The sequence below is a fragment of the Candidatus Sulfurimonas baltica genome, assembly GCF_015265455.1.
GTDB lineage: Bacteria > Campylobacterota > Campylobacteria > Campylobacterales > Sulfurimonadaceae > Sulfurimonas > Sulfurimonas baltica.
The window spans coordinates 2504563-2518465 of sequence record NZ_CP054492.1 but is presented as its reverse complement, the minus strand read 5'-3'; the positions used below and the strand labels follow the sequence as shown (position 1 = coordinate 2518465).

Genomic DNA, 13903 nt, shown 5'->3' with positions numbered 1-13903 from the left:
AAAGGTAAAATAGAAAATGAATAAACCAACAAATATAAATACAACAAAAGAATACAAAGCCTTTATTATAGATATAAAATCTAAAATAAACTATTCGCAAACAAAAATCGCCAGCACGGTAAATAGTGCTTTGCTCATGTTTTGTTGGGAGCAAGAATTAAATGAATTGTTGGATAAGTAATGGCATTTATAAATAATCTAGCTTACGAAGCAAGTGCGGGAAGCGGTAAGACTTTTATGCTCGTTGTCCGTTACCTTAGTCTGCTGTTTCAGGGGGCACAACCGTCTAAGATATTGGCACTTACCTTTACAAACAAGGCTGCCAGTGAGATGCAGGAGAGAGTTGTCTCAACTCTCGAAGAGCTTGAGAATCGTGGGGAGCTTGATGAGATAGTTAAAGTCACAGAGTTGCCGCGCGAGTTCCTGCTTGAGAACCGTCAAAGAATTTTAAATGAGTTTTTAAACTCACATACAAAAATTATGACGATTGACAGCTTTTTCACGCAGATACTTAGAAAGTTTTCTCTGTATGCCTCTTTGATGCCTGACTTCTCTACTTTTGCATCTCAGCACGAACTTAAACTTCTTTCACGATTTTTAAAAGAGGTGACAGTTGCAGGTAAAAAAGAGACTCTGATAACTCTCTCGCTCTCTTCAAAAAAACGACTTACAGATATCTTTACGCTTTTGGATGAGTTTTATGTGAAGTTTTCTGAGCTTAAAGATATGGAGTTTTCAAAGCAGAATTATTTGCAGTTCGAAGAGGAGGCTATGCTTTACATGTCAGAGCTAAGAGCACTCGTTGAGTCTTGCGAAGCAGCTTCGAAAACCGCTATAAAATCAGTAGAGGCAGAAAACTTTTATGAACTCAGCCAAAAGGCTTGGATAGCAAGAGAGTCCCTTGATTACAGCACTTTTAAAAAGTGTTTCACCCCTGTAATGGATGATTTGCTACTCAAAATTCAAGAGGCTATAAAAAATCAAAACCGTGCAAAAGAGCAGAACTTCTTCTTTGGTATAAAAGAGCTGGTTGACATCTACGCAAAGAGCAAAAAAGCTCTCTACATGGATGACAGCGAACTTAGTTTTTCTGATGTTACATATTTGGTTTATGAGATTTTAAACCTGATTGACGACAGTGAGTTTTTATACTTTAGGCTTGACTCACAAATAGAGCATATGTTGCTGGATGAGTTCCAAGACACAAGCATATTGCAGTATGAGATTATGAAACCGCTGATTAATGAGATTACATCAGGAAACGGGATTTTTGAAAACGGGAGTTTCTTTTTTGTCGGAGATGTAAAGCAGTCTATTTACAGATTTCGCGGCGGTGTTTCATCTCTGTTTGGGACTGTTCAAGAGGAAAACAACACACATGTAGAAAAACTGCTGACGAACTACCGCTCACAAAAAGAGGTTATTGAGTTTGTAAATAGTGCTTTTATTGATAAGATAAAAAACTACTCTTCCCAGTTGGTTAGGCCAGAAGCAAACGGCGGTTATGTAGAAGTTGTCCAAAATGACGAACTTTTGCAGGAGGTCACAACTCAGGTTCAAAGACTTCTTAGTAATGGCGCAAACATAAATGAAATAGCAATTTTATGTGCCACAAACGGTGACGGCGGCGAGGTTAAACAGTCTTTAAATGCTCAAAATATAGAGGTTGTAACAGAAACAACTACAAAGCTAATAAACCAAAGAAGCGTGAAAGCGATTTTGGAGTATTTGAAGTATCTCTATTTTGGAGAAGATATCTACATGTACAACTTTTTTGCTCTTGTGAGACAAGAGGTCGGGGGTATCAAAAGAGTTGATTTGAATGAGGTTAAGATTCTACATGTAGTTAAAGAGGTTATTGAGAAGTATGAACTTTTCAGCGATGATTTTAATCTTATCAGGTTTTTAAACGCCATCTCAAAATACAGTGATATTGAAGCTCTTCTTTTTGAGTATGAACGTTTAGATACAAGTGCTGCAGCTTCAGAGCTTAACGGGGTAAGAGTCCTAACGGTTCATAAATCAAAAGGTTTAGAGTATGAGCATGTCATAGTTATGGACAGATTAAAAAAAGCTCCGCCAGAGAGAGACACCATAATCTACGAGTATGAGGGGATAACTTTAAAAAATATTTACCTCCGGATAAAGGGTCGCGACGCGATAGACACCAAGTATGCAAATGCACTCTTAAAAGAGAAGAGTTTGGTCCGTGAGGATAGTTTAAATGCTCTTTATGTTGCATTTACAAGAGCTCGAGACAATCTTTTTGTAATAATGAAATCAAAAGGCTCGATATTTGAGATTTTAGACCTTACATGTAAGAAGAGCGGAACTCTTAAATGTGAAAGCAACACTAATTTCTCTGCTTCTCAAATAGAGTTTAAAGATCTTAGTTATAAAAATCTTTATTATGGAACTCAAAGCGATATTTTAAAACTTGAAGATGAGAAAGAGGAGGACTTAAAGTCTATAAACTTTGGTTTGGCTCTTCACTACATGTTGGAGATGCTTGGAGATTTCAAAGAGCAAAATATTATAAATGCCAAAGATATGATGCTCAACAAATACGGACACTCTTTAGATGAACAAGAGATTGAAGATATACAAAACCGTGTAAAAATGCTTTTGAAAAATGAGAAATTTAAGAGACTCTCCAGCGGTGAGTGTTACAAAGAACAAGCTATCAGATATAAAAACAACCTAAGATATATTGATCTACTGGTAAAAAGTGACACAAATACAGAGAGCCTGTTTGACAGCTGGAATGTTATAGATTATAAGAGTTCTATCTCTTACAGTGAGCACCACTTAAAACAAGTTCGCTACTATGTCAAAGCCATTAAAGAGATAACAGGCGAAGAGGTAAATGGATATATATGTTATTTGCTTAAAAATGAAGTAAAGTTAGTTGTAGTTTAAGCTAGTTTTAGTTACATATTGTTACTAAAAAAGTCAGCTAGTTCCTTTTCAGTGCATAATTATCTATTTAATTTATATCTTACAATTATTAATGTATTATATTGTTCTTTATTGTAAAAAAAATGTGAAATCATAAAGGGATTACAAATGAATATATATAAATCGCTACTACTTAGTTTACTATTGCTTGTTTCATTTACTGGTTGTCAGAGTGACAATAGTGATGCACCAAGTGCTTCTTCAGTAGATATTAATACTTCAGTGGATGGGAATACTACTATTCCGCCTGATATTAATACTACTCTTCCACCTATTGATGTGAATGCAACAACTGAGCCTAGATACCTTTCTGCTTCTATTAGCACAGATCAATACACTATAGTTGATACTGCTAGTGGATTGGTAAGTGTTGCTGTAACAGAAGATAATGGAGCAGATGGAGTGGTAGGCATTGATATTGCTGCATTTAACACTGCTGGTACAGGAAATACAGAAGGGGCTATACTTGTTGGTTATCCATATGTTTCAGGTGTACCGGTGACTTATCTGGGACAAATGTCTCCAGCTAATGGTGTTGGTATTAGTGGAGGAAAAGCAAGCTTTACATATACTCCACCAAGCAATATAGCATACTTGAGAAGTCAAGATCATACAGGCGCAGATTTTTTATTTTATAGTTCGACTTCTACTGATGTAAATACTACTTTTAGAGTTGTGTTTACAGTACCAAAAGATTATTCAAGTTATACACTTACATCAGTACCATCAGATGCAAATATTACAGAAGGCTTACAATCAAAAGTAATAGATGTATATTTGGATGACAACTCAACTGGAATAAGTAAGCCAGCTGTAGGTGAAGTAATTATGGTTGATTTCTTCGATGGAGACAGCGGTTCAATGAATGCTTTTGAAGGGACAACTGATGCAAATGGACATGTAGTGTTTAACTATACATCAATAGAAAATGTAGTACATGCAACTACATATGCTCTTACATTTAGAATGGAGAATGACTCTTCTAGAATAGCAACTACTAATCTATTAGTAAACACAACAGTTCCAACAAAAGATTATTCAAGCTATACACTTACATCAGTACCATCAGATGCAAATATTACAGAAGGCTTCCAATCAAAAGTTATAGATGTATACTTAGATGACAACTCAACTGGAATAAGTAAACCAGCTGCAGGTGAAGTTATTACATTAGATTACTTCGATGGAAGTAAAGGAACAATGAGTAGTTTCAGTGGAACGACAGATGCAAATGGACATGCAGCATTTAACTATACATCAATAGAAAATGTAGTACATGCAACTACATATGCTCTTACATTTAGAATGGAGAATGACTCTTCTAAAATAGCAACTACTAATTTATTGGTAAATACAACAATTACAACAACAGACTACAGTGCATACAACCTTACACTAGTAGATGCTAACAGAACCATAACAGCTAGTAGCCAAGTTGAAGTGTTTGACCTATACCTGGAAGATAACGATAGTAGACCAGCAGCAAATGAAAGTATTTTACTAGACTATTTTGACGGTGCTGTGGGCACTATGAATTCTTTCAGTGGTATTACAGATGTAAACGGGCATGTTGCATTCACATATACAGCACCAGTTAATTTGACGGATCTAAATACATCTACTTTAACTTTTAAAATGCAAAACAATACCTCAAAGGACGTGAATGCAGTAATTACTGTAAGTCCGTTGTTAACTCAAGTGCCAAAAATTCGTTTAGAAAAATCTGAGATAACTGTTTCAGAAAGTTCAGAAAATGTAAGTGTTAAAGTATTGGCATTTAATGATAACGGTAATGTTTTTAACGATGGCACAATCAGCATTAGTTATCCTTCTGAGATTGTTGATGGGAATGTTTCAGGTGGACAATTTACACAGAGTGAGGTTGCTATAGTAAATGGTGAAGCTATATTTAATTTTATTGCTCCAAATCCATTGAAGTCAATCCCTTCTTTAAACTTTATATTTTCATACAACAGCGATGTAAACGCTACTTTAACTGTTAACTATGAGCCATCAGTAATTGATGTATATTTAGTTGAAGAAACAAAAGAAATCACACAGAACAGCCAACTTATCAGTATAGAGATGAATGTTGTGGATGGAAGTAATAACCCATATTCAGATGGAAATGTTAAGGTTCAATTTCCTGATGACATAAAGGAAAATAGAGATATAGGTAGTTTCTCTGATTTGAATGTATCGATTGTAAATGGAAAAGCTACATTTACTTATACAGCTCCAGCTCAATTAGATAATAATACTTCGGATATTGTATTTAATTTTTATCATGAAACAAATCCAACAAATAAAAAAGCATTTACATTCACAATTAATCCTGATTCTAATCAAGTAGCAACAAATTACATATTGTATAGCAGTCTATCAGATAATAATATTACAATGGGACTTGAAACAAGTAAGTTGATGTCATTTTTTATTAAAGATTCTGATGGTGCGTTGGTTCCAGATGCTAATGTAACGACTTTTACAACTACCATCTTAAATCCAAATCTTGGAACTCTATCTAACACTGATGGTAATGAAACAAATACTACGTCAACAACATTGGATTTTACTAAGAACAATATAACCATAAATGTAAATTCTAATATTATTTCTGGTGTTATACCTATTGAGGTAAGTGCTACATTTTTAGATGTGAATAACAATGAGCAAAATTTATCAAAAGTATTTAATGTCATTGTTGTATCTGGTCCACCAAGTGCGATTAGCCTCTCTTATGCAAGCACAGAAACAAATGATGGCTCAACCGCAAGCTTTACTGAAAACTGGATACTAAGAGTAACTGATAGATATAACAATGTAGTCAATTCCAATCCATCAGTATCAATGGGGATGATAGCAGGGTATGCAGTTGATTCGAACCTAAGTGGTGTCGGCGCTAATAACAACTTGTATTTCGACACAGTAGATGGTGGTGATATTGATGGAACAGCCAATACTTTTACGGCTCCAAATAATGTCTTTGCTAATGTTAATCAAGCAACGGATAGCTTAGTGCTTTTTGGTGACGGTTTTACATATGAAGCGTCTGGAAAGTGGAGTATCAATACAAATACAGATAGCATACTTGATTTAATAGAGAATTATGATGGTAATGATACGTCAAGCTTAGGTTTTGCAGTTGGAAATAACCATCGTCAAGACCCTGAAGGCGGTGAAGCAATAGCAATAGTTGAACCAAAAGATGGCAACTATATAATGGACGATACTGGAACAATGGCTATTAAGGTAACATATGATTATTTCTTAACTGGTAAAAGTGTTATGTTGTGGGTAAATCTTGTAGGGTATGATTTGCCTACTGCTAAATATGTAAGAGTCGGTGAAGCTAAAAAAATCACATTGCGAGCATCAGGATTGGAAGCAGATGTAGTAAATACTTCAGCTGGAGTTGTTGGAGCGACATATAGAATTCCTATTAAGATAAAAGAATCACCAGAGTGGTATAGACACGCTAACTTTGCATACAGTGTAAAAACAAGTGATAATTTACAAGTAAACAGTGTAATCTCTTCAGATAATAACTTAAGTAATAATGTAGCATATGCAGATGTTAATGTAACAGATATTGGGGCAACACCTGCTGCTGGCACAATTGAAATTGTAAATATTTTAGTTGCAGATGAATTTTAAAAAGGATGCATAATCATATGATAAATAATATAAAAAAAATTGTTTTAGCGAGTGCTATTATAAGTACATCTTTAGTTGCTGGTGACTCAGACTTTAGTTTTGACAGTGAAACTTCTCTAGTCGCTATTGAAGCTGGCTATAGTGTTTTAAATAATAAAATGAGTGATGGTGTAACTTCACTAAACAACGATTACAACTTTGGGCATATAGGATTAAAGCTAGGTGCAAGGTCAGATGATTACAGAATATTTGTTAGTGCTGCATACTATGCTGATACAGATGACACTTTTGATAGTTTAGCAACATTCGGGGTAGAAGGTCAGTATATGTTTGAGGCATCAAAGGCGCTTGACTTGTTTATTGGCTTAAATCTTGGTCTTGCAAGCATAGAGTTTACAGGAGATGGAGAAAATTTTTCAAGAACAGCTACTGATGTATATTACGGCATAGATGTAGGAACAAATATACATGTGAGCAAAGATATTGATATAGATATAGGAGCAAGATATATGAGCTTAAATACTGAAAATACAAAGAGTAGTGTATCGTATCAGTTTGATAATGTCATATCTGGATATATGAGCGTTATTTATAAGTATTAATCAGTTTATAAAATATAAGATTCCAAATAAAGTTTGGAATGACGACACCTCCGTAGCCCTGAAATAGATTCAGGGTCTATCTGACTAAGAAATAATGCAACCTTAAATAAACCAAAAATTAAGCTTCTTGTAAGTTTATACGGTTATACTTTCGCCACTAAAACAAGCAGTCCTATTGACTGTTTTGTTAAAATCTCAAGATAAAGGTTCAAGAATGAAATTTACAAAAATTGCAACTTCTGAACAAATTGATCAAAAATGGGTTTTGATTGACGCTGAGGGTAAGACTTTTGGTCGTATGATCACTGAAGTAGCTACTATACTTCGTGGTAAGAACAAAGTATGTTGGACTCCAAACATTGACTGTGGTGACTTCGTTGTTATCGTAAATGCTTCTAAAGCAAAATTTAACGGTCTAGGTAAAATAGCTAATAAAGAGTATTTTTCTCACTCAGGTTACTTCGGTAGCACTAAGAGTGTTAAAATGACTGAGCTTTTAGCAAAAAACCCTGAAAAGCTTTACAAACTAGCTGTTCGCGGTATGCTTCCTAAAACTAAGCTTGGTGCTAAGATGATTAAAAAATTAAAAATTTATGCAGATGCTGAGCATCCTCACACTGCACAACTTGCTAAGTAAGGATTGACATATGGCAAAAATATACGCAACAGGTCGTCGTAAAGCTTCAATAGCAAAAGTATGGTTAACACCAGGTTCAGGTAATATCACAATCAATGGTCTTTCTTTAGACGCATGGTTAGGTGGATTAGAAGCTAAGAAACTTCGTGTTAAGCAGCCACTTGCTTTAACAAAACAAAATACATCAGTTGATATCGTAGCTAGCACAATGGGTGGTGGTTTTGGTGGTCAAGCAGATGCACTTCGCCACGGTATTTCTCGTGCATTAGTTGCATTTGATCCAGCATTAAAAGCGATTCTTAAGCCAGAAGGCATGATGACTCGTGATTCACGTGTTGTTGAACGTAAGAAGCCAGGTAAGCGTAAAGCTCGTCGTTCTCGTCAGTTCTCTAAGCGTTAATCGTTACAAAAACTTTTTATCAGCGCTTTTGGCGCTGTTAAAGCTCCTCCCTAAACTTTTCATTAACTAACAACTCTAAGTAACTTTGGTATAATCTCTTTAAAAAAAGAGTAATTTTGCACTACATAATACTGCTACTTTTATCCATAAACCTTTTTTCATCAACACTCAACCTTGCAACTTCAACAAATCCGGCACGATTGAACCCTATCTTGGCAACAGACTCAAGCTCATCAGAGATAACAGGTTTTTTATTTAATGGGCTTATAAAATACGACAAAGATTCATCCACAATTATAGGTGATTTGGCAAAAGAGTTTTACTACGAGGACAATACAACCCTTATATTCAAGCTTCATAAGAATGTTAAGTGGCATGATGGGGAGATTTTCACTGCAAAAGATGTTGTTTTCACTTATGATGTGCTTGTCTCATCAAAAATAAGCTCACCATACAGTGCAAATTTCAGATTTGTAAAGAGTGTTGAAGTACTTGATGAGCTGACGGTAAGAGTAAGGTATAAAGAGCCATATTTTAAGGCATTAGAAACTTGGATGATGGGAATATTACCAGAGCATGTTTTAAGAGATGAAGAGAATCTTATGAACTCATCTTTTAACACAAATCCAATAGGTACAGGTGCGTATAAACTCTATCAATTAGAACACTCAAAAAATATTATACTAACTGCATTTGATGATTATTTCGAAGGCCGTGCAAAAATAGACAAAATATCTTTTCATGTGATAGCCGACCCAATGACACGCTTTTTAATGTTGAAATCATCCGCTTTAGATGTTGGAAGTATTGAACCGATGCAGTTTGAAAGACAGTTAAGTAAAGATTTTTTTAATAATTTCAATACATATGAGCAGATTTCCAGATCATACACTTACCTTGGTTTTAATTTAAGAGTTGAAAAGTTTAAAAATCCAAAAGTACGGGAGGCAATTTCCATATCTATCGACAGAGACGAGATAGTAGAAATTTTATTTTTTAATCATGCCAAAGTCTGTACTGGTCCTTTTCTCCCTGCGACTAAAGCTTTCAACAAAGATGTAAAAGCTCCAACACAAAATATAAAAAAAGCCAAGCAGCTTTTGAGTGAGGCTGGATATGATGAGAACAATCCATTTACTTTCGAGATTGTTACATCAAATTCAAGTGCTATAAGACCTTATGCCGCACAGATAATTCAGCATCAGCTTAAAAGCGCCGGTATTATTGTGAACTTAAGAGTCATGGAGTGGCAGGCATTTTTAAATATGGTTGTTTTCCCTCATGAATTTGATACTGTTCTTCTTGGTTGGGGACTCTCACCTACTCCAGACCCATACATGTTTTGGCACAGTGACAGCGATAAAAAAGGTGGCTTCAACCTGGTAGGATATTCCAATCAAAAGATAGATGAAATGATAGAAAAATCTCAAAGTATTATAGACAGAGATAAGTTGTCGGTAATGTGGAAAGAGATGTTTAAAACAATAACAGATGAAAATCCATATCTCTTTTTGTATATTCCAAACTCAATTACAGCAATAAATAAAAATATTAAAAACGTTACTCCAAGCCCTAGCGGAATTTGGCATGACTATATAAATTGGGAGAAAGATTAGACTATGATTATACTATTTGATTTAGATGGAACACTTATTGATTCCACAGATGCGATATTGGAGACTTTTCACCACTCTTTTAATGTTCATAAATATCCAAATCCAAAAGATGAAGAGATTAAAGCACTTATCGGCTATCCGCTTGATGTAATGTATGAAGAGTTAGGTGTTCACAGAGATGTGGTTTGGGATTACGTAGCAACATATAAAGAGTACTATCGTGAGATTTCAACACTTAGGACAGAGCTTTTAGTAAATGCCAGAGAGGCTGTAATTAAAGCGAGTGAATTTGCGATTTTAGGAATTGTAACAACCAAAACTGGTGAATACTCAAGAATTCTGATGGAGCACTTTGAATTGATGGAATATTTTGAAGTTTTAATTGGCAGAGAAGATGTTGAGAACCCTAAGCCGCATGAAGAACCTATACTAAAAGCTTTGGAGAAATTAGATACTAATAATAAAGAGATATGGATGATTGGAGACACTAAATTAGATTTAATTTCGGCCAAAAATGCGAAAGTAAATTCTATAGGTCTATTATGCGGATATGGAGAGCTAAACAGTTTGAAAGAGCATACAAATGTTATATTTAATGATGCCCTTGAAGCAGTTAACTATCTTCAAAATAGGAAAAAATAACACACTTTATTAAGTTAATTATAAAGTGTATAACTTCAAGCTATTTTTAAGAGCAACTTGCCTAGAATAAGAAGTAAATTAGAACTAATTGTTCTTATAATAAATAGAAGGAGATTATATGCTAGAAATTAGATGGCATAGTCGTGCTGGTCAAGGAGCTGTAACAGGAGCTAAAGGTTTGGCGGATGTTGTTTCTGCAACAGGAAAGCATGTGCAAGCATTTGCATTTTATGGATCAGCAAAACGTGGAGCGTCAATGACAGCTTACAATCGCGTTTCAGATAAAGTTGTAATGAATCATGAAAAGTATATGAAGCCTGATTATGTTTTTGTAATTGATCCTGCATTGGCCCTGACTGGTGATATAACACTAAATGGAAAAGAAAATACAAAATATATAGTTACTACACATTTAACAGTTGAAGAGTTAGTTGCAAAACAACCAAAACTTGCTGGCAAAGAAGTCCATACTGTTGATTGTATAACAATTGCAAACGAAACTATTGGTCGTCCAATTCCAAATACACCGATGCTTGGCGCATTTATGAAAGTTTCTGGAATGTTTGAAATAGAATTTTTTAAAGAGAGTATGAAAAGAGTTCTTAAAAAATTACCACAAAAAATTATTGACGCGAATATGCTTGCAATTCAACGCGCTTATGATGAAGTGAAATAAGGAGTAGATGATGGAACACAAAGGATGGAATGAACTTGAAATTGGAGCTATACTTCGTAGTTTTGATGGTAAGATAGATGACATTGCTGGAACAAGCCAAGATGATCGTGCTTATTCAGAAAACAACTCTTTTAGAGCAAATGTTTCTGACTGGAGATTACAAAAACCTGTATTTAACAAAGACTTTTGTATTGATTGTCAATTTTGTTGGATTTTTTGTCCAGATATGTCTATTATTTCTAGAGACAAAAAAATGATTGGTATCGATATGGATCACTGTAAAGGGTGTGGAATATGTGTTGAGGTTTGTCCTACAAACCCTAAGTCGCTTTTGATGTTCCCTGAGCAAGCAGAAGAAGAGGCAGAACTAGCTTCATGGCCTAAAAAAGAAGAGGAGAAAGCATAAATGGCATTTGATAAAATGGAATTAAATGAGACTGAAGTATGGGATGGTAACTTCGCAGCAGCACAAGCAATGAGACAAGTTCAAGTTGATGTTGTTGCCGCTTACCCTATTACGCCATCAACTCCAATAGTTGAAGGTTATGCAAAGTTTAAATCTGACAATTACGTTGAGGGTGAATATGTAATGGTAGAGTCTGAGCATGCTGCAATGAGCGCATGTATTGGTGCTGCTGCTGCTGGTGGTCGTGTTGCTACTGCTACATCTTCTCAAGGTTTAGCATTAATGGTAGAGACTCTTTACCAAGCATCTGGTATGCGTTTACCAATTGTTTTAAATCTTGTAAATCGTACTTTAGCATCTCCATTAAATGTTAATGGTGATCACTCTGATATGTATTTATGTCGTGATAGTGGTTGGATACAACTTGATGCATTTTGCCCACAAGATGTTTATGATTTAAACCTTATTGCTTTTAAAGTTTCTGAAGATCACGATGTTAGACTTCCAGCTATTGTTAATCAAGATGGATTTATGACTTCTCATACAGCTCAAGGTGTTAAAACTTTAAGTGATGATGTAGCATATAATTTTGTTGGTGAGTATAAGCCGATGAATGACATGTTAGACTTTGAACATCCTGCAACTCACGGTGTTCAAACTGAAGAAGATTGGCATTATGAGCATAAAGCTCGTCAACATAGAGACCTAATGTTAAGTGTTCCTCCAAAATTAGATGAAGCTTTTGCTGAATTTGAAAAATTAACTGGTCGTAAATATAATCCAGTTGAGTGTTATGGTATGGATGATGCAGATGTAGCAGTACTTTGTCTTGGTACTTCTGTTGAAACAGCTAGAGAAGTTGCGGAAGAGATGAGAGCTAAAGGTATTAAAGCTGGTGTTGTTGGTCTTCGTGTTGTTCGCCCATTCCCATTTATGGCAGTTGCAGACGCACTTAAAGATATTAAAGCGGTTGGCATTTTAGATCGTTCTTCTCCAGGTGGTGCAGCAGGAGCTATGTTTAACGAAGTTGCAGGCTCATTGTTTAATACTGATTCAAAAGTATTACTTTCTGGTTATATTTATGGTCTTGGTGGTCGTGACTTAACTAAGGCACATCTAGTAGATCTTTTTAACGAGCTTCAAGCAAATGCTGATGCTGGTAAAATAACTACACAATTACAACAGTTTATCGGTGTTCGTGGACCGAAACTAGCATATTTATAGGAAGTTATTATGAGCGAAATAAAAAAAATTAAAAACCTAAAAGAGTTCTCAACTTCAGCTGACCGTTTTGAGGGTGCAAATCTTCTATGTCCTGGTTGTGCTCACTCTATTATTGTTCGTGAAGTTTTAAATGCAACAAATGATGATTTAGTACTTTCTGCATCAACTGGTTGTCTTGAAGTTTGTACAGCTGTTTATCCATACACTTCATGGGATGCTTCTTGGATTCATATCGGTTTTGAAAATAGTTCAACTGCAGTTGCTGGCGCTGAGTCAATGTACCAAGCACTTAAAACTAAAGGTCGTTTAAAGCAACCAGATCGCAACCCTAAGTTCGTTGCTTTTGGTGGTGACGGTGCAACTTATGATATTGGTTTACAGTGGTTATCGGGTTGTATGGAAAGAAACCACAATATGATGTATGTTACTTTAGATAATGAAGTATATGCAAATACTGGTGGACAGCGTTCAAGCTCTACACCTATTGGTTCAAGTGCTACAACATCACCTGCTGGTTCAATCTCTTATGGTGAGACAAAAAATAAAAAAGATATTATGGGCATTATGGCTGCTCATCATATTCCATATGCAGCACAAGTTTCTCCAAACAAATGGAAAGATATGGTTAAAAAAATCCAAAGAGGTTTTTCAACAGAGGGTGCAACATTTATCAATGCAGTTTCTTGTTGTACAACTGAGTGGAGATTTGATCCAAAAGACACTATGGCGATAACTGATTTAGCGACAGATTCATTAGTATTTCCACTTTATGAAATTATTGATGGTAAAGAGTGGAATATTACATACAGACCTAAAAACGTTGTTCCTGTTGAAGAGTATTTAGCAGCACAAGGTCGTTTTAAGCATCTATTTAAAGATGAATACAAATACTTAATAAAAGAGTGGCAAGAGCGCGTAGACGCTAACTGGGAGTATCTAAATCGTCGTGAAGAAGCTAGAGTTTAAAAACTTTTTAGCTTTCACACATCTTGCACCAGATGAGCAAATGGCAGACTTATAGTCTAGCCTTTTTTGCTCCTCAGGCACAATCTACATAAAATCTAAAGCCTTATTTAATAATTCCA

The 13903-nt window shown here is 35.2% G+C and carries 12 protein-coding genes; all 12 read left to right on the top strand.

Annotated elements, in window-relative coordinates:
- Positions 1-16: 16 nt before the first annotated feature.
- The 12 genes from HUE88_RS12635 (at position 17) to HUE88_RS12580 (ending at position 13784) form a co-directional block, all read left to right on the top strand.
- Positions 17-181, top strand: a complete 165-nt coding sequence (locus HUE88_RS12635; protein WP_194369507.1) for a hypothetical protein — start codon at positions 17-19, stop codon at positions 179-181.
- On the top strand, positions 181-2919 hold the full coding sequence (locus tag HUE88_RS12630; RefSeq protein ID WP_194369506.1) for a RecB-like helicase: 2739 nt from the start codon (positions 181-183) through the stop codon (positions 2917-2919). The genes HUE88_RS12635 and HUE88_RS12630 overlap by 1 nt, the downstream gene beginning before the upstream one ends.
- A gap of 147 nt (positions 2920-3066) precedes the next feature.
- The gene (locus HUE88_RS12625) at positions 3067-6615 is read left to right on the top strand and encodes a peptidase associated/transthyretin-like domain-containing protein (RefSeq protein ID WP_194369505.1); all 3549 of its coding nucleotides are present in this window, start codon (positions 3067-3069) and stop codon (positions 6613-6615) included.
- Positions 6616-6632: 17 nt separating this feature from the next.
- The gene (locus HUE88_RS12620) at positions 6633-7217 is read left to right on the top strand and encodes an outer membrane beta-barrel protein (RefSeq protein WP_194369504.1); all 585 of its coding nucleotides are present in this window, start codon (positions 6633-6635) and stop codon (positions 7215-7217) included.
- Between the two features lie 214 nt (positions 7218-7431).
- The gene (gene rplM, locus HUE88_RS12615; RefSeq protein WP_194369503.1) at positions 7432-7854 is read left to right on the top strand and encodes a 50S ribosomal protein L13; all 423 of its coding nucleotides are present in this window, start codon (positions 7432-7434) and stop codon (positions 7852-7854) included.
- Positions 7855-7864: 10 nt separating this feature from the next.
- Complete coding sequence (gene rpsI, locus HUE88_RS12610; protein WP_194369502.1) at positions 7865-8254, top strand: 30S ribosomal protein S9; 390 nt, start codon at positions 7865-7867, stop codon at positions 8252-8254.
- 116 nt (positions 8255-8370) lie between these two features.
- On the top strand, positions 8371-9870 hold the full coding sequence (locus tag HUE88_RS12605; RefSeq protein WP_194369501.1) for a peptide-binding protein: 1500 nt from the start codon (positions 8371-8373) through the stop codon (positions 9868-9870).
- Positions 9871-9873: 3 nt separating this feature from the next.
- Positions 9874-10512: an HAD family hydrolase gene (locus tag HUE88_RS12600; RefSeq protein WP_194369500.1), complete on the top strand. Its 639-nt coding sequence runs from the start codon at positions 9874-9876 to the stop codon at positions 10510-10512.
- Between the two features lie 118 nt (positions 10513-10630).
- Complete coding sequence (locus HUE88_RS12595) at positions 10631-11188, top strand: pyruvate flavodoxin oxidoreductase subunit gamma (protein ID WP_194369499.1); 558 nt, start codon at positions 10631-10633, stop codon at positions 11186-11188.
- A gap of 10 nt (positions 11189-11198) precedes the next feature.
- Positions 11199-11594, top strand: a complete 396-nt coding sequence (locus HUE88_RS12590) for a 4Fe-4S dicluster-binding protein (protein ID WP_194372691.1) — start codon at positions 11199-11201, stop codon at positions 11592-11594.
- Positions 11595-12818, top strand: a complete 1224-nt coding sequence (locus tag HUE88_RS12585) for a 2-oxoacid:ferredoxin oxidoreductase subunit alpha (protein ID WP_194369498.1) — start codon at positions 11595-11597, stop codon at positions 12816-12818.
- A 9-nt stretch (positions 12819-12827) separates the two neighbouring features.
- Positions 12828-13784, top strand: coding sequence for a thiamine pyrophosphate-dependent enzyme (locus HUE88_RS12580; protein WP_194369497.1), 957 nt, complete (start codon positions 12828-12830; stop codon positions 13782-13784).
- The last annotated feature ends 119 nt before the right edge of the window (positions 13785-13903 follow it).